15 protein-coding genes are annotated in these 18,236 nt (G+C 47.3%); 8 read left to right on the forward strand and 7 right to left on the reverse strand.

Translation table 11 applies throughout. From position 1 onward, the window contains the following. Positions 1–78: 78 nt before the first annotated feature. The 6 genes from ACYVE4_RS21405 (at position 79) to ACYVE4_RS21430 (ending at position 6,245) form a co-directional block, all read left to right on the forward strand. The gene (locus ACYVE4_RS21405; RefSeq protein ID WP_461042278.1) at positions 79–1,089 is read left to right on the forward strand and encodes a GntR family transcriptional regulator; all 1,011 of its coding nucleotides are present in this window, start codon (positions 79–81) and stop codon (positions 1,087–1,089) included. Between the two features lie 3 nt (positions 1,090–1,092). After that, a complete protein-coding gene (locus ACYVE4_RS21410; RefSeq protein WP_461042279.1) occupies positions 1,093–1,938 on the forward strand; it encodes a sugar phosphate isomerase/epimerase family protein in 846 nt (281 codons plus the stop codon). Position 1,939: 1 nt separating this feature from the next. Then, complete coding sequence (locus ACYVE4_RS21415; RefSeq protein WP_461042280.1) at positions 1,940–2,773, forward strand: phosphogluconate dehydrogenase C-terminal domain-containing protein; 834 nt, start codon at positions 1,940–1,942, stop codon at positions 2,771–2,773. Positions 2,774–2,796: 23 nt separating this feature from the next. Then, positions 2,797–4,185: a glycoside hydrolase family 140 protein gene (locus tag ACYVE4_RS21420; RefSeq protein ID WP_461042281.1), complete on the forward strand. Its 1,389-nt coding sequence runs from the start codon at positions 2,797–2,799 to the stop codon at positions 4,183–4,185. A 111-nt stretch (positions 4,186–4,296) separates the two neighbouring features. Then, complete coding sequence (locus tag ACYVE4_RS21425) at positions 4,297–5,241, forward strand: ABC transporter permease (protein ID WP_461042282.1); 945 nt, start codon at positions 4,297–4,299, stop codon at positions 5,239–5,241. Further along, a complete protein-coding gene (locus ACYVE4_RS21430; protein WP_461042283.1) occupies positions 5,238–6,245 on the forward strand; it encodes a substrate-binding domain-containing protein in 1,008 nt (335 codons plus the stop codon). Before ACYVE4_RS21425 ends, ACYVE4_RS21430 begins: the two co-directional genes overlap by 4 nt. Positions 6,246–6,266: 21 nt before the next feature. Here ACYVE4_RS21430 and ACYVE4_RS21435 read toward each other — a convergent pair whose 3' ends face one another. From ACYVE4_RS21435 to ACYVE4_RS21465, 7 genes are all read right to left on the reverse strand, one after another. Then, complete coding sequence (locus ACYVE4_RS21435) at positions 6,267–7,028, reverse strand: MBL fold metallo-hydrolase (RefSeq protein WP_461042284.1); 762 nt, start codon at positions 7,026–7,028, stop codon at positions 6,267–6,269. A 97-nt stretch (positions 7,029–7,125) separates the two neighbouring features. Continuing rightward, a complete protein-coding gene (locus ACYVE4_RS21440) occupies positions 7,126–7,503 on the reverse strand; it encodes a response regulator (RefSeq protein WP_461042285.1) in 378 nt (125 codons plus the stop codon). Between the two features lie 182 nt (positions 7,504–7,685). Beyond that, a complete protein-coding gene (locus ACYVE4_RS21445) occupies positions 7,686–8,207 on the reverse strand; it encodes a GNAT family N-acetyltransferase (RefSeq protein WP_461042286.1) in 522 nt (173 codons plus the stop codon). 191 nt (positions 8,208–8,398) lie between these two features. Then, on the reverse strand, positions 8,399–9,955 hold the full coding sequence (locus tag ACYVE4_RS21450; protein ID WP_461042287.1) for a serine hydrolase domain-containing protein: 1,557 nt from the start codon (positions 9,953–9,955) through the stop codon (positions 8,399–8,401). Between the two features lie 62 nt (positions 9,956–10,017). After that, a complete protein-coding gene (locus ACYVE4_RS21455; protein ID WP_461042288.1) occupies positions 10,018–11,058 on the reverse strand; it encodes an SO2930 family diheme c-type cytochrome in 1,041 nt (346 codons plus the stop codon). Positions 11,059–11,062: 4 nt separating this feature from the next. Further along, positions 11,063–12,274, reverse strand: a complete 1,212-nt coding sequence (locus tag ACYVE4_RS21460; RefSeq protein ID WP_461042289.1) for a parallel beta-helix domain-containing protein — start codon at positions 12,272–12,274, stop codon at positions 11,063–11,065. A gap of 64 nt (positions 12,275–12,338) precedes the next feature. Continuing rightward, a complete protein-coding gene (locus ACYVE4_RS21465) occupies positions 12,339–13,244 on the reverse strand; it encodes a hypothetical protein (RefSeq protein ID WP_461042290.1) in 906 nt (301 codons plus the stop codon). Between the two features lie 312 nt (positions 13,245–13,556). On the opposite strand from ACYVE4_RS21465, the gene ACYVE4_RS21470 reads away from it, so the two are divergent. Both ACYVE4_RS21470 and ACYVE4_RS21475 read left to right on the forward strand, forming a co-directional pair. Beyond that, positions 13,557–15,476 (forward strand): M14 family metallopeptidase, encoded by a 1,920-nt coding sequence (locus tag ACYVE4_RS21470; RefSeq protein ID WP_461042291.1) that lies wholly within the window; start codon positions 13,557–13,559, stop codon positions 15,474–15,476. Between the two features lie 191 nt (positions 15,477–15,667). Continuing rightward, positions 15,668–18,232 (forward strand): TonB-dependent receptor plug domain-containing protein, encoded by a 2,565-nt coding sequence (locus ACYVE4_RS21475; RefSeq protein WP_461042292.1) that lies wholly within the window; start codon positions 15,668–15,670, stop codon positions 18,230–18,232. Positions 18,233–18,236 lie beyond the last annotated feature (4 nt).

The following is an 18,236-nucleotide window of genomic DNA, read 5'->3' on the forward strand; positions in this document are numbered from 1 at the left end:
TTGACTTATCTGCAAGAATTTATAGGAAAAGTCATAGAAACAATACGTTAGCGTTCGTTTGTCAACTATTCATACTCAATGCAGGAAAGTCTCATCGATCAGTCGGCCAACCAGCCTAAGTATCAGCAGTTAATCGAAACGGTGTTACTGAATATTGAACAAGGAACTCTGGAACTCGGTCAGCAGCTACCATCGATTAGTGAGTGGGCCAATAAGCAGGGGGTCGCGAAAGTCACGGTTGCCAAAGCCTATGAAGACCTTCGGCAACGGGGCGTGGTACGTTCGCAACACGGCAAAGGCTTTTATGTAGCGAGTACGAATGTTCGTACGTCGTTGAACGTACTGGTCATTTTCGATACGCTAAATGCCTATAAAGAAACACTTTACGATGCCTTTAAAGCCGCTTTACCCGGCGATGCTACGTTGAGTGTATTCTTTCATCATTATAACCCAACGGTATTCGAAACCCTGATCCGTAACAACCTGGGCCGATTTAGTGCGTACGTCGTAATGCCCCATTTCGATACGGATATATCAGAGATTATCGCGCTGATTCCGCCTGAAAAGCTGCTTTTGCTCGATCAAAATCTACCTGACCTTGCGGGCGATTTCTCTGCTGTGTACCAGGACTTTGAGCGGGATATTTACGACGCACTTTCATCGGCTTTTGAGCGGTTGAAACGTTACCAGCGCATTACGCTGGTCTTATCGAAAGATCGGTTTCAGTACGTACCTGCCAGCCTTTTAGCCGGATTTGAGCGATTCGGGCAGGATTTCAATTTCCCAACACGTATTGTCGATACCTATTCCAGTAAACTGATAGAGCCGGGCGAGGTGTTCCTGATTTTTGCCGATCGCGATCTGGTTGATTTTCTGAAAGACATTCATCGGCTTGACTTAACACTTGGTCAGCAGGTCGGCCTGCTTTCGTACGATGATACGCCAATGAAAGAGATTCTGTCGGGAGGCATCAGTGTTATTTCTACTGATTTTGCCCTGATGGGCCAGACCGCCGGGCAACTTCTGGCCGAACGCCGACGCGATAAACTAGCTAACCAAGGCGGACTAACGCTGAGAAACTCACTGTAAACTATGCAGTTAGGCATCAGTACATACACCTACGGCTGGGCAATTGGCGATCCAGGTAATCATCAGCCACCGGAACCGATGGACGAACTGGCTTTACTCGGTCGGGCGAAAGAGTTGGGCGTTTCGCTGGTGCAGTTTGGCGATAACTGGCCGCTACATGAATTATCGACTCAGCGATTAAATGCCTTTAAACAGGAAGTGACGCGATCAGGTGTGCAACTAGAGGTTGGCGCCCGCAGCCTGACCGACGAGCATCTTGATCACTATATTGAATTAAGTGCCCGTCTGCAAAGTCGTTTATTACGATTTGTGATTGATAAAGGAACGTATCGACCGACTGTTGATCAGGTAGTTGGCATACTAAAAAATGCGATTCCTGTTCTGGAAAAAGCAGGGATAACGTTAGGAATTGAGAATCACGACCGACTGCTGTCAACTGAGTTTGCTGAAATAATGGACCGGGTTGGTAGCTCGAATGTTGGTATTTGCCTGGACTCAGTCAACTCAATGGGAGCGGGCGAAGGTTTGGCCGAAGTTGTCCATACGCTAGCGCCGTATACGGTCAATCTGCACCTGAAAGATTTTGGTATTCAGCGACTTCTCCACCTGATGGGCTTTCAGATCGATGGTCGGATTGCGGGCCAGGGAATGCTGAATATTCCCTGGCTGGTTGAACAAGTCGCTCCGTATGGGCGCTGTCAGACAGCGATTCTGGAACAATGGGTTGTGCCAGAAGTAACATTGGCCGAGAGTATTCGAAAGGAAGAAGTCTGGGCAAGAGAAAGCATCAATTATCTGAAAAACACTCAGCTATTTAATTTGACCAACGAGCGTATAACCCTTATCTGATATGACTAAAATTGCGTTAGTGGGTGCAGGCGGCAAAATGGGGTGCCGCCTTACCGATAACTTCCTGAAGTTACCTGATTATGACGTTTCTTATCTTGAAATAGCCCCACAAGGCATCGAAAATCTTCGGCTGCGGGGTGTATCGGTGAGTGAAGAAGCTGCCGCCGTTGCCGATGCCGACGTAGTGATTCTGGCTCTGCCCGACGTAGCGATTGGAAAACTCTCGGAGCAAATCATTCCACAAATGAAATCGGGTGCACTGGTACTTACACTCGACCCTGCCGCTCCGCTCGATGGTGTTATCGCCCATCGCGACGATCTGGGTTATGTCATTGCGCATCCGTGTCACCCATCAGTTTTCAACTGGGAACCAACCGAAGCGGCTTTCCGGGACTTTTACGGCGGTATTTCGGCTAAACAATCAATTGTGGTCGCCTTGATGTCGGGTAACGAAGCGCATTATCAGTTGGGTGAAAAAATAGCACAGGATATGTATCAGCCCATCGATAAAACACACCGCATTACGCTGGAGCAAATGGCGATTCTGGAACCCGCTATGGTGGAAACGCTGGCGCAGACCTGTATGGAAGTCGTAAAAGAGGGCTACGACCGTATCGTTACGTTGGGCGTGCCCGAAGCCGCTGCCCGCGATTTTGTGCTGGGACACCTTCGCATCCAGATTGCGGTCTTGTTTAAAGAAGTTAACGGTACGTTCTCCGATGCGGCTTATAAAATATCGAAACGAGCCAAACCGATTCTTTTCCAGGAAGGATGGCAACGCATTTTCGAGATGGACGACATTCGCGAGCAGGTAAAAGATATTACGGCTCGATAAATAACTGACTTCCCTAAACCTTTATGAATAAATTCAGCTTTCTGTTTGCACTGCTTCTTTGGCAAAGCCTGGCGATGGCTCAACAGCCCTTTTCGCATGGCCGCCTGAAGGTTTCCGATAATAAACGCTATCTGGTTCATCAGGATGGTACGCCTTTTTTCTGGCTGGGCGATACCGCCTGGGAATTGTTTCATCGATTGAACCGCGAGGAAGCCGATCAATACCTTAAAAAACGGGCCGAGCAAGGTTTTACGGTTGTTCAGGCAGTTGCCCTAGCTGAGTTCGACGGATTGAAAGAACCGAATCCGTATAATGAAACGCCATTAGTCGATAACGATCCAACCAAACCTAATGAAGCTTATTTCAAACATGTCGATTACATTGTCGATAGAGCCGCTCAATACGGTATTGTGATCGCTTTTTTGCCAACCTGGGGGGATAAACTGTTTAAAAGCACCTGGGGTAATGGTCCGGAGATTTTTAATCCAACCAATGCCCGTGTTTATGGTCTCTACGTGGGTGATCGTTACAAAAACCGCGAGAACATCGTTTGGATATTGGGTGGCGACCGGAATCCGCGGGATGGGTCGCAGGACGTAGCGGTTTGGCGGGCGATGGCCGAGGGTATTCAGGAGGCCGTTGGCGGTGCCGACAAAGCACTGATTTCGTATCACCCGCAACCAAACGGTATGGATGGCGGCTCATCGAAATGGTTTAATAACGAACCCTGGTTCGATTTCAACATGCACCAGAATGGCCACTGCCGGTTTACGCCTATGTATGACCAGATTTCAGTGTCATACAACCGTCAGCCAATCCGGCCAACTATAGATGCAGAACCGATTTACGAAGACCATCCGGTTTGTTTCAACGTCAAAGATTTAGGTACGTCGAATGCGTATGACGTACGGGTGTACGCGTATCTGGACCTATTCGCTGGCGCTCATGGACATACCTACGGTTGCCATGACATCTGGCAGATGTACAGTTCAAAACGGCCTGCCGTAAACGGCCCGCACATTTTCTGGCCGGAAGCGCTGGATCTGCCCGGTGCCAATCAGATGCGTCACGTTCGAAAGCTGATCACAGCTCGCCCATTACTCGATCGCGTTCCCGATCAATCTCTGATCGTTGAAAACAACCTGGCGTCTGGCGAACGGATTCAGGCTACGCGCGGTAAAGATTTTGCCTTCGTGTATTCGGCAGTAGGTAAGCCGTTTACGGTTAATCCGGGCAAGATTTCGGGCAAAAGCATTACGGCTACGTGGTACGATCCACGCACAGGTAAAACCCAATCAGCCGGTACATTTAATAACCAACAAGCGCAGCAATTTACCCCTCCCACAAAAGGATACGGCCACGATTGGGTGCTGGTGCTGGACGATACTGCCAAGAATTATCAACCCTTTTAAATAGTAACGAGAGATGAACGATAAGTGATGAGTGGTGAATTATTTGTTATGCTAAACTCATCGTTTATCACTTATCGCTCATCTCTCGTTACTCATCGTTCATCTCTCCCTATGCGATCACTCTTGCAGGAACGAACCTATTCCCTGACGTTGACCATTTTACTGGTTGGCATGGGTGCGGCCATTATGTTCCCTCAGACGTTTCCAACTTTCGGCAACTGGAGTCAGCTGCTACTGAACCTGAGCATCGACACCATTGTAGCCGTCGGTATGATGCTCCTGCTCGTATCGGGCGTTTTCGATTTATCGGTTGGTTCGGTAGTCGCGTTTTCGGGCGGGGTAGCCGCCTATGCCATGATTACACTCGGAATACCCATCCCACTGGCTCTGCTTTTAGCACTGGCAGCAGCTGGTGTAGTTGGCCTGGTTAATGGTTATCTGATTGCTTATCAGGGTATTAATCCCATGATTCAAACGCTGGCTACAATGGGTATTGTGCGTGGGGGAGCCTTGCTGGTAAGTGGAGCTGGTATTCAGAATCTACCGTACTGGTTCAATGCCATCAGTCAATCGCGGTTGCTAGGCATTCAGATGCCGGTCTGGTATATGCTGCTAATTGTGGCTACGTTCGCTTTCCTGATGAATCGAACCGTTTTTTTTCGTCGATACTATTACATCGGTGGCAACGAGCGAGCAGCTGATTTGTCAGGTATTCGCGTGCGGAACATGAAGTTGTATGGGTATCTATTAACATCCGTACTGGCAGGTATAGCCGGTATTTTGTTGGCCTCCCGACTCGGAACGGCATTGCCTACGGCGGGTCGGGGATTGGAGCTACGCGTAATAACTGCGGTAATTTTGGGGGGAGCCAGTTTGTCGGGCGGACACGGTAAAATTATTGGCGCTCTGCTGGGAACCGTCTTTATGGGATTGGTCAGTAACGTAATGGTGTTGGCACGCGTATCGGGTTATTGGCAGGAAATTATTCTGGGTCTTATTCTGATTGCAGCCGTCTGGACCGATAAAGCGCTTCAAAAACGGGGTGCACTGGCATGAAAAAACTTCTGATTCTTAGCTTACTAGCTTTTGTTTCCTGCGAGCTTCCCCCTCGTCAGAATACCACTCGCACGGCACTTACTACGATTGCCGACTCCACTAAATCCATCGCCGACGAAGAATACGTAATGGTAACTACGGCTGTTACCATGCCTATGTATATCCATCACGATGAGGCAACGTTTCTGCGTTGGGGTCGTGAGCGAGGGGTTAAAACGTCCATTCTTGGCCCTGCCGAATGGGATGTACCGGCTCAAATTAATGTGATTGAAGAAGTGATCGGCACACGCCCAACCGGACTACTCATTAATGGTACCGACCCTGCTATTGGCCCGGTTATCGACAAAGCCGTAGCAGCTGGAATTCCAACGGTTGTTTATGATTCGGATATTCCAAACTCCAAACGACACGCATTTCTCGGCACCGATTGGTATGAAATTGGGCAAATGCAGGGCAAAGAAATGGTACGTTTGATAGGTGGAAAAGGCAAAATTGCATACATGGGTATTCTGGGTTTAAACAGCATGGAAGCTGGTTTTCGGGGACTTCTGGATGTCGTGAAAAATTATCCGGGTATTGAAGTGGTTGGTAAATTTGATGACAAATCGAATGTAGAAGAAGCCGCTCGCATCACATCGGATCTGCTTTCGGCCCACCCTGATTTAGCTGGCCTGTGCGGTTTCGACTCAAATTCCGGCCCCGGTATTGGGCTGGCCGTCAAAGAAGCGGGTCGAGTCGGTAAAGTAAAAGTTACGACAGTCGATTGGGAACCTGAGCATTTGCAGCTTGTCCGGGAAGGCGTTATTCAGATGCTTGCTGGGCAGAAGCGTGAACTGTTTACGTGGTATGGCGCTCAATTTCTGTATGATATGGTCCACCAGACCAATAAATTGTCAGCCAGCGATTCTAAGGCCGGAATCGTTAATGTCCCAACGTCAGTCAACACAGGCTTACTCCGCATTACGAAGGACAATGTCAACGAGTTCATAACCTTACCAAAGTAAATGAAAGGCGCAAAAAAGAACTTATAGTTTAATCTGTAAGCCATCGTAGCCCAATCGAATGGAGGGAGGAAGTTCGTTCTCTACCTCGCTATGCAGGCCCAGTTTGTGGCTGATGTGAACGAAATACGTTTGATCGGCTCCAATGCGCTGGGCAAGTGCAACCGCCTGATCGAGGGTGAAATGGGAGATATGTGCCTGTCGCTGAAGCGCATCGACAACCAGAACGCGGGAGCCATACACTTTTTCCAGCTCTTCCTCTGAAATGTAATTCAAATCGGTCAGGTACGTGAAATCGCCAATGCGATAGCCGAATACAGACAATTTGTGGTGCATCACCTCAATGGGTGTTACCTGAACACCCAATATATCGAAGGGTTCGTTATAGACTTCGTGGAGAATAACCCGTGGAATTCCGGGATATTTATGTTCGGCAAAAATATAGGCAAATTCGCGCTGGAGCTGAGCGAGCACTGTTGGGCGGCCATATACCGGCATATCATGCCCTGAGCGGAAATTATAGGCCCTTATTTCGTCCAGACCGGCCGTATGGTCTTTATGTTCGTGCGTAAACAGAACGGCGTCGAGTTGCAGAAGATTCAGGCGGAGTACCTGCTGCCGAAAATCAGGCCCCGTATCGATCACAAAGCTTCGACCTTCGACCGAGATATGAACCGATGTCCGAAGTCGTTTGTCCCGAAAATCGACTGATCGGCACACATCGCACTGACACCCAATCAGTGGCACTCCCGATGAGGTTCCTGTACCGAGCAGGGTAATAATCATAATGATTGAATGATTGAGTGATCGAATGATTGAATCATTGACTTGTGGTCCTAAGCACTTATTCAATCATTCAATCATTCAGCCATTCAATTATTAATTATTCTGTAAGTTGATTAACGACTTCTACCAGGCGGTCGAAGTTGAGTGGTTTTACGAGAACGTCGTTGAAACCGGCGGTTTTAAATTCCTCTTCGGTGTAGTTTTTGGCATTGCCAGTGATCGCTACGATGGGCACACTCGCTTTCGTTTGATCGGGTAATGCCCGAACGCGCCGAACACATTCCATCCCATCCATTAACGGCATGTTGATGTCCAACAATAAGATGCTGAAATCTTCTTTGTCCAGAATTTGCAGTACTTGCTCACCGTTTTTAACAGCGGTGATATCGTAGTTCTGAAACTCAAGAATTTTGCGGGCCAGATTCTGGATAACAGAGCTATCTTCGGCAATCAGGACGCGTTTGGAAACTGACATAATATGTTTGGAGATCGTGGTTTCAATTAATGCGGTGAAATTATAGAGTTAAATTGGCAAACGCAAAATGGCTTGCGGTCGAATATTCGTCTAGCCCATCTTTTACCTATCTATTGGCAAGTCACCTCAAAATACAGCAGATTGATTAGTTGAATCGGCTTAAAAGGAATAAACTAACACAATCACTCCAGTACTTTTTCCATAACGATGAATTCAAGCGGTTGTTTCGGAATCCCGAAGCTGGGATCATTAGGAAATGGCTTGGTTTGGCCGGTTGCCTGATAGCCACGTCGCTCGTACCAGGCAATAAGTTCATGGCGAATCTTTATTACGGTTATCGTAATTGACCGACAGTATCTAGCCGCAGCATATAGTTCAGCGGCCTCTAGCAGTTTTCGTCCAATCCCCTTTGCCTGTGCTTCGGGCGAAACTGTGAGCATGCCCAAATACAGCTCATCGGCTTTTGTTTCAAGAAATACGCAGCCTAGTAATTCGCCCACTTCTTCATATTTCAGAATGGTTGCCTGTGGATTTCTAAACATTTTCTGCAAACCGCGCTCATCAATGCGGATACCCCCAAGCAAATCAGCTTCAGTTGTCCAGCCTTTTTTTGAGCGCTCACCGCGGTAAGCGCCATTGACTAATTGATCCAGGGTAGGAATATCCTGTTCACTAGCCGTAGAAATGAATTCATTAATAAACATACAGGTTACGATTTGTGGCGAATGGTACGCTAGGGTTAGACCGTGAAACCCGTAGAAGTAACCACTGATAGTAACGAAAATCTATTTTTCTATATACGTTGAGTGTCGATGGATACTAAAATGAAGTAAAAGTTGACAAATAAGATGGCCAGAACGGCAATAGGCCGTCAATTGCAGACTCGTTTGTAAAGCTATCGAGCTACTTCCCTGAAATCCAATTGTTGAATCAGGGCTGGGTTTTCAGGCGTCAGGGTGAAAAATACATCAATGTTTGCTTTTTCGCCTTCTATCAGAAAATGGCCCCGTAGCTGATTTTCAGGGACGAGTTCACCAACGCGACTGATTTTACCTGCTTTGGTGTATAACTCCTGAACAGTTTTCCGACGGATCGCAACGGATTTGTCGGGGAAGAAATTTTCGGCGAAAATCCCGCTTTTCTCCGCGTTCGTCCAGTCTGGCAACAGTTTAACCAATTCCGTTTTTCGTTGGGCCAGTATGTTGGAAACGGGGAGTTGACGCGGTTTCAGCTTACCAATAGCAACCAGCGTATCGAGTACGGCGGCATTGATAGTAGCCATTCCAGCGTATGTCAGGTTCGCATAAGCAATGACACCGATGCCATAATCATTCAGGATTCGCCATTGGCTTCCGAAACCAGGCAAACCACCTGTATGACCGATGCCTTTGTGACCTTTACAGTTTTCCGCCCATCGTAAACCGTAGCCATATCCATTGATTTCCGGGCAAAGCTGACCTGCCGAATTTTTAGCCTGTGACGCAAAGCTGGAGATGACCCAGGGATGCTGCATTTCCCGAATCGAACTTCGTTTGATCGGGCCATTGTCATCGTCCGAACGCGGGGGCCAGGCTGATTGGTGCAGGGCAACGTATTTGCTAAAATCCTCAATCGACGTAATCAATCCGCCCATTGCCCCATACGAACCGTCGTGAAGTAAGGCTTCTTCCAGCCAGTTTTCGTCTTGCCAGCGATAACCCAAGGCCAGTTTTTCGGCTGGTACACGCGTGTATTCCCACTGCGTATCGTTCATGCCTAATGGCCTAAAAATCGTCTCGTTGATGTATTGCTGATACGGTTTCCCAGAAACCACGTTAATGATCTGACCAAGCATGGCAAAAGCCAGATTGCTGTATTCATAGCTGAAACTGGGCACGTTCGAGTTGGAAATACCATCTTTGATCAGTTTTAGTAAATCGGCCTTGGAGTCGTCTAACTGACGATCTCCCCACGGATTATCCTCTGGAAATCCGGCTGTATGCGTCATCAGATTGCGGACAGTAATGCGGGGAGCGTCGGCTGTGAGGTATTTGTGATTTTTCAGTTCCGGAATATATTGTTCAGCCGGATCATCGAGTCGGAGTTTACCTTCATCACGAAGTTTCAGAATCGCCATCGTTGTAAAACTCTTGGTCATCGATGCAATCCGAAAGAGCGATTTCGCAGTGGCTGGTGTTTTTTTAGCTACATTGGTATAGCCGACTCCACCCGAATAGACCAATTTCCCATCCAGTACAATCCCAAACGCAACACCCGGAAAGTGCCGTTTTTCAGCAGCGTCTTTGTAAATTTTTTCGACGATGGGAAACGCAGCTTCCAGTTTTTTAGCTCGGTCGGGATCAGCAAAAGCGGCTGGTTTGTAGGTAGCTATATGTGCGACTTCGCGATTCCTGGCTGGCTGAGCAATCGCCACAGACGTTGCCAGAAGGAGTAAAGAGAGAACTTGTTTCATACACAGGTTGATGTTCAATTCTGCTAACATACTGAATTGTCGAGAGGGTAGCAACCTATCGATTACTTCATAGCTTTGATCCACTCCCGAATGAGTTCGAGACTTTCAGTATGCACCGTTTTTCGACCGAGTTCGGGCATCATTTCGCCGGGATCTGTCGTGGCTAATCGATAGACGAGAATGGATTCGTCGGGTTTACCGGGCACAATATCGAACGGACGGCCACCCGAACCACGTCCGGCGGCAACGGGTGTTTTCTGAATGCCAAGGGCAGTTGGATCCGTTTCTGACGCGCTGAGATTGAGCCCCGATGTCATAGCCGGGCCTTTGGGATTGTGGCAATGAGCACAATTGATGTCGAGCCAGGCCCGTGCTCGTTCGGTAAGAGAGCCGGTTTCAGGTTTGTTCCAGACGGGCGTTTTGGGGCATTTTTCCAGCGCAGGCATACTGGAGATCATCCCCGTTTTTTGCCAGTGAATAAGCTGGTTTTCTAATTTTGAGGCTGATGAATAAGCTAAATCACCGTTCAGTTGCCGAACGGATGGACCGATTGGAACCAATTTCTCATTTCGGTTGTGGCATCCCTTGCATTGATTCAGATTGGGAATGGTGTAAGCCTGTTCATGCGGTTGCCCATTAGAATCTACATAACGCACTGTTTTAGTATCGCCTGCTATTTCCAGCACCGCTTCTGTTTGTTCGTCGTTCCAGACGTACGTAAACGCTTTCCAGTTTTCGGTCTGACGAATCAATAAACGGGTTTCCATCAACCGACGCCCTTTGAACGGATCACGAAAATCGACTGGATAATAAAACGTTTTGATCAGCGTCGTGCCGATCGGAAAGTCCAGTACTGCGGTATCGTTGTAAGCAACAGATCGACCAGCAGGTAATTGTACGAAGCGTAATTTTTCAGCGTAATCCGAAAATAATGGCGTATTCAGCGCATACGGAACGACGCCATTCGCTGGCTCCTGCGCTGCCATTGGCCCTTTGAATAATCCGTACTCCGATAGTTTTTCAGGAACGGCCACCGTTTGCCAACTGCCCAGTGTCAGCCCGAGGCAAGATAATATCAAGCTCCAAAATAGCCAGTAACGCATAGGTTTAGCGAGTCTTACCTACGTTTGCTTTCAGAGGGTCCAACTGGCAGTCGAAAGGGGCAGCGTTGAGAGAAACCTGCTGAAAACCACGCCCGGCATCGAGGTTGATAAAACTCTGATTCTTGTTGTTATGCAGACAGATTCGCTTATCCGGTAGGAGTTTTCCGTCTTTACCTAATGTGTTGGGGTCGACAATACCATCGTAAATAATATGGGGTACATCCTGACCAGGTTTCAGCACTTTATCGAAAATTTTGTTGTAGCGACCACGTGGACTGGCTGGCCCCGGCTTCCGTTCGTAGATATTGTCGTGAATTGAAATTGCCGTTGCAAATGGATAATAGGCCTTATCGGTAATGGGGCGCTCTGTGAGTAGATAACTGATAATGCCCGTCCCTAACGTTTGATTTCGGATAAATCGGTTGTTAAAGACTTCGACACCGTTAGCAGCCAGAATCATCAAGCCCGTTCCGTCGGATACGCTCGCAACGATATTTCCGGCGGGTGCAAAATTGGGCAGATTGTTATCGTGTACGTAATTGTTATATATACGCACATTGCCTCCCTGTTTCTGTACCAGATCAGGCAAATCAAAAACCAGGATACCGCCCGTGTTGTCGTACGCTTCGTTGTCAAAAACGTCCGCATCGCGCGAATTTTCTATTTCGATACCGGCTACATTGTGATAAGCCTTGCTATTCTTCACCACAATCCCGCGCGACTGCCCAACATAAATCCCGGCGTCTGACGCTCCAATAGCGGTGCAACCATCAATCACAACATTATCGCACTGCACCGGATAAAGTCCATAACCCCCATTTTCTGCTTTAGGTGAGCCTGTCCATTCCACTTTTACGTTTCGGAATGTTATGCCTTTGACGTTCATGGTTTTAATGCCATCGCCTTTAGAATCCTGAACGGTCATATTTTCGATCACAATTTCTTCACCATTGGATACACGTAACCCTTCGGCTCCGTCGGTTTGTCCTTTGAAACTAAGGATGGTTTTGTCGATGCCTTTCCCGCGAATCACAATCCGTTTTTTATCCTGAAGCGATAAAGTACTGGTGAAGGTGAACGTGCCCTGGTCAAGGTCAATCGTACTGCCATCATCCGCCATAATGAACTGAGTCTGATAGCGTTTCTGTACCGCCGGTTGTGCCCACATCGGGTGACTAATCAGGCAAATAAGGATAAATAGGAGAGGGCGTTTCATCGGGATTTAGGAAATAAGTTTGTCGAACGACAAGAGTAAATATACTAAACTATCGCCCAGGGTTTTATTTATTCTTCACCTGATACACCTGATTGGTGTCTTCCTTGCCAAAAGGACGGCCATTAATGATAGGAATATCGACGACGCCAATAGCTGGATCGCAATCGAAATTGGCGCGTAGGGTGATGCCGGTTATCTGACGGGGTGTTGAACTCTTTTCCAGCGACCAGAGATCGTAATGATTGGTTGCTTCATTGTACTCATCTTTTTTACTGGCTGTGCGTATCGTCAGCGTCGGAACGACAGGCCCGCAGTTTTCCGAAGCGGGTTTCGGAGCTTTGATCTGGATGTGATACATTTCACTACTGCTGTAACTCAATTGTATTGTGCCAATCGTCGTTGTATCTGAGCCTCCAGCCTGAAAGCCTATATAAAACGTAAACTGGTTCGGTATTTCGGCGGCAATAAGTTTATTCTCGCCCTCAATGATCAGTCGGTTTTGATAATCATATAGTTTTACCTGATCCAGACTACCGCAACAGCCATGTTTGACCGTCTGGAAATTTTGCCAGTTGGGTGTTAATTCATCGCAATCGTGTTTGGCCGTGAGAAGGATTTTTTCTGGATTCTCCAATGGACTCACGCTAAACTGAATGGTTCGGGTCTGACCTTCCAGCCCTGTTGCTCCGTCGGTTATGGCCTGATATTTAGCCAGATAATGTTGCGTATCTTTTCCCTTCAAGGCGGCATAAATCACTTTATAGGTCGTTTCATCAGTCCGGTATTGCCAACCTCGCGTGCTGTCTTTTTTCAGCAATTGGAACGATGCGGTTTCGGAGCCCTCATAAGCTACCTGACCTGTTTTGAACGGATCAGATTCAGTTGATTTCTGACTCATATTTTTCTCCGATTTATCGGAACAGCTCAGAAAAAAAAGAGGGGAGAAGGCAAGGAGGAAAATGTGCTTCATACATGTTAGGTGATACGGTTGCAAATATGATAGTCTAGGCTAAAAAATTAGAAAGAACGAGTCTGCGACTTAGCTAGTGGTAGAGCAGGTTAACATCTGACGAGTATGATCAAATTGGTACGAAATCGATTTTTATTGGTAGTTTAATCGGGAATGTGGCCAATTTAGGGATAGATTATTTGTTGGTTTTCGATAATAGCGAAATGATCAATAACTTGCCTGCTTGGATGTACTCCCTAAAAATAGTCGATTCAGCATGAGCTTGGCCTATGCCAGCGGAACTTAACTTATCTTCTTTACACCCAATCCTCTATGCGACAAACTAGTACCTTATTACTCTGTCTGGTCGTTTCGACTGCGACATTGGCCCAACGATCCTATTATGGCACCGAAGAAAAATGGCCTGAACAGGACACTGCCAGTAAATTCTACACCGTAAAAGGCGAACGGCATGGTGTCAGTTTCTTCAAAAAATTCAAGCATAAGGATGTGCAGTACACGCCCGGCGCTACACTAACCTTCGATACCTACCATACACCCGATGTGATGTATAGCTGGTGCAGGAAATGGGCGCAGCAATACCCGGATTTAGTCGACCTGTACGAAGTGGCGAAGAGCTACGAAGGTCGTCCGATTTTGCAGATGACACTCACCAACAAAAAAACGGGCAAACACACCGACAAACCCGCTGCCTATTTTGAAGGAGGACGCCATAGTGGAGAAGTAACCAGTAGCGAAGCGGTTCTCTGGCTGGCAAAGCATCTACTCGACAACTACGGCAAAGACCCCTCAATCACGAAACTGCTGGACACCAAGTCGATCTATCTACGTCCAGAAAACAACCCGGATGGCGCAACGATGTATTTGTTTACGGCTCAGCGAAACCGAAGCTCTATGCGTCCCGACGACAACGACCGGGATGGGTTACTGGACGAAGATTCGGAGGACGATCTGGATGGTGATGGCGTGATTTACCAGATTCGTAAAAAAGCCGTCACGAAAGAAGAACTGGAGAAAGCTGATTTTGTGATCGATCCAAAAGATAAATCCGGTCGATTAATGAAACGGGTTCAGGCGGGTAAGGGAACGTACAATGTCTATACGGAAGGTATTGATAATGACGGCGATGGCAAATTCAATGAGGACGGTATCGGTGGGCTAGATAATCACCGGAATTATCCCGAAAACTGGCGTCCTGATCAGGGTGGTGATTTCACAGGCCGTGGCTATTCACAAGGAGGAGCCAGCCAATATCCACTCAGCGAACCCGAAACGCGGGCAACTTATGTCTGGTTGATGGGTCATCCGAACATCACCGTCGTGAACTCGATGGATACGAGTGTACCGATGCACTTACGACCACCGTCCACATCGAGTAGTATCGAAAGTATGTTTCCGCCCGATTTGGCCATTTACAAACACATGGATAGTCTGGGTTTATCATTTACAAATTATCCGTGGGCGGGTGATGTGTATGAGGTATACAATACCCGCAACAAAGTCAATCGTTTAACGGGCGACCCATCGAAACCGCAGCCACTATTCGGACATGGCCCTGATTTTGGCTATTTCCAATACGGTGCGGTTTGGTATGGCGATGAACTCTGGAACAACGGCGCCATGAAAGATTACGATGGTGACGGCGATCGGGATGAATACGACGCCCTGATGTGGGACGATGAAGCAAACCAGAAACGCGGTTTCAAGCTCTGGACCAAAATGACGCATCCACAGCTCGGCGAAGTAGAAATTGGCGGTTTTAACCCTAAATTTTTCTCGCAGAATGGCCCCGCCTGGATACTGGATTACTGGATTTCGCGACAATCGAAGTTCAATCTGGCCATGGCGAAGGAACTTCCTCAAATTGATCTAACCGATGTAACAGTCAAAGCATTAGCGAATAATGAATACGAAATTAAAGCGAGCTGGGTCAATTCGGGTAAGCTACCGGTAGCATTGGAGCAGGCGAAGCGCGTGAAAATGGTCCAGGAAGATCGTGTGATGCTGGACATTGACAAAAAACTGCTTCAAGGCGATAAAGATGCCAAAGTCGTGATTTCGCAACCAGCCTTATTTGATAAGACGATCTATGCGGGATACACGAATGTCGGCGAGAAAAAAGAAGCTGTTTTCCACGTAAAACTGGCTCAACCAGGACCAGTGAAAGCGAAAATTAAACTGCTTTCTACACGAGGTGGCTATAAAGAAAAGGAAATTACCATTGGCAAATAGTTAGGCTTCACACTAATTAGTTTAGAGGTTTAGATTGTGTTAAGGGGTAGAATGACAAGTCCATTATCGTGATAATGGACTTGTCATTCTACCCCTTACCTATTTAAAACACCCCGCAGAATAGCTTTTTAAGGGCGCTATGTATGAGTGAATATAACGATGCGATATATTTGCTCATACATAGCGCTTTTATGAAACACTTTTTCGTAGGATTTACCCTCATTTGCTCAACTATACAGGCAATTGCTCAGTCTGAGCGAACCGCTACCTCCAGCGATTCGCTTCGAAAAATTCAGCTTAACGAAGTAGTCATATCGGCCTCAAGAGTATCGGAAAACATACTAAAATCGCCAGTTAGTATCGAAACCATTGATGCCCGACGTATTCGCTTGTCTGCACAACCTTCTTATTTTGATGCGATTGAAAATCTCAAGGGAATTCAGTTGCTCACGTCCAGCCTTGGTTTCAAAGTGTACAACACGCGCGGTTTTGCCAATACGACCAATGTTCGGTTTGTGCAACTTGTTGACGGACGCGATAATCAGGCTCCGCACATTGGAGCGCCCATTGCCAGCGCACTGGCGCCCTCTGATTTAGATATTCAACAGGTGGAAGTCGTGCCGGGCGTAGCATCGGCGCTTTACGGCATGAATGCGCTAAATGGCCTGGTCAACATCCTGACGCGCAATCCATTCGATTCGGAAGGACTTAGTATTGGGCAAAAAACAGGCGTTAATCAGGTAGGTGATGCGGCTGTATCGGCAAAACTCTATTCAGAAAGTAGTATTCGCTATGCTCGACGAATTGGTAATCGATTTGCCTTCAAAGTAAACCTGGTGTATCAGCGTGGCTACGATTGGATAGCGGACAATCGGGAGGATTTGAACCCGAATGGCAATGCATCACTGAATTTATTTGGCGCCGATAATCCCGCTTACGATCCGGTAAATGGCTACGGAAATGAATCGGCAAATCGTCGAACAATTATGCTGGGAGGGAAGCGCTATAGCATTGGCCGAACCGGGTATTACGAACAGGATGCTACCGATTACCGATTACAAAACCTGCGGGGTGATTTCTCCCTCCATTATCGATTTTCACCGACGGTTGAACTCGCTTATGCGTATCAGGGTGCTATGTTAGATAATGTGTATCAGCGTACCAATCGCTTTCGACTCGATAACTACCGACTCGATCAACACAGTTTAATGTTAACAACGCCTTCGATACAAATTCGTGCCTACCGGAGCCATGAAAACACGGGTAATTCGTACAATATCCGATCAATGGCTGAAAATATTGACAGGACATTCAAGACGGATAATCAGTGGTTTACGGATTTTACTGCTCAGTTTAACAGGGATACACAGGCTGGATTGCCCGTAACAGATGCCCTACGCGATGCGCGTTCTGTAGCCGACAATGGTCGTCCGGTGCCCGGTTCTCAACCCTTCAACGACCTGGTTACCAAACTTCGCGACATTAATAACTGGGATATTGGTGCCGCTTTGCGCGTGCAATCCTGGATGTATCATGTTGAAGGTCAGGTCGAACCAACGCGTGTTCTCTGGCAGCGATTCCGGCAGCAAACGGGCATAAATATCCAGGCCGGATTCGATTTTCGGAAATACGTCGTTTACCCCGATGGTAATTATTTTATTAACCCAACTGAGCCAGGGAATAATTTAGTGTATGGAAAAACGGGCGGGTTTGTTCAGATAAGCCGCGCGTTTCTGGATAATCGGCTGAAAGTAGCTGGCTCGTTGCGGCTCGACAAAAACACCTATTTCGACGCCCGACTTAATCCACGACTATCTATAGTATACTCGCCAACCGATGCGCATACTATTCGCCTGTCATATCAGAATGGCTATCGATTCCCCTCCTTGTTTGAGGGATTTACAAATATCAACTCGGGTGGAGTAAAACGGGTTGGCGGCCTGCCGATCATGTCGAAGGGGATTTACGAAAATGCGTACCTGGTTACCTCGATCAACGCCTTTCAGGCTGCTATTTCCACGGATGTGAATACCAACAAACTCACTACCGATCAGGCCATTCAGAAGAATAAAGGATTGTTGAAACAAAGCCCCTATACGTACTTAAAACCCGAACAGGTAAATAGTTTTGAACTGGGTTATAGAGGGTTGCTGTTCCACAATCGACTTTATATCGACGCGGATGTATATTACTCAGCCTATAAAAATTTCATTGCACAGGTAAACGCCAACCTGGCAAAGGGCACCAATCCAGATTCACTGGCGTATTATTTCTCGTCATCGAATACGCAGGATCGCTATCGGCTCTGGACCAATTCCCAAACGCGGGTTTTCAATTACGGAGCCAGTTTAGGACTTCGGTATAGTCTGGGGCAATTCTGGTCAGTAGGTGGTAATGCGTCATTTGCCCAACTCGACCGGGCCGATAATGGTGACGGTTTGGAGAGTTCGTTCAACACCCCCCGCTGGATTACAAACCTGAACGTCTCGAACAGCAATCTCTGGAAGAATCTGGGTTTTTCTGTCAATTACAAACATCAGGATGCGTTTTTATGGCAGTCGGAACTGGCAACGGGTATGGTATCAGCTATCAATACGGTCGATGCACAAGTAAGTTATCGTATTCAGGCGGCCAATCTTTTAATGAAAATCGGTGGTACGAACATTGCCAATCAACCGTATTATACGTTTATCGGCGGACCGGCTGTGGGTGGACTTTATTATACGAACCTAGTTTGGGAGCCCAGATTTCGATAGGAGT

Source organism: Spirosoma harenae, assembly GCF_054776975.1.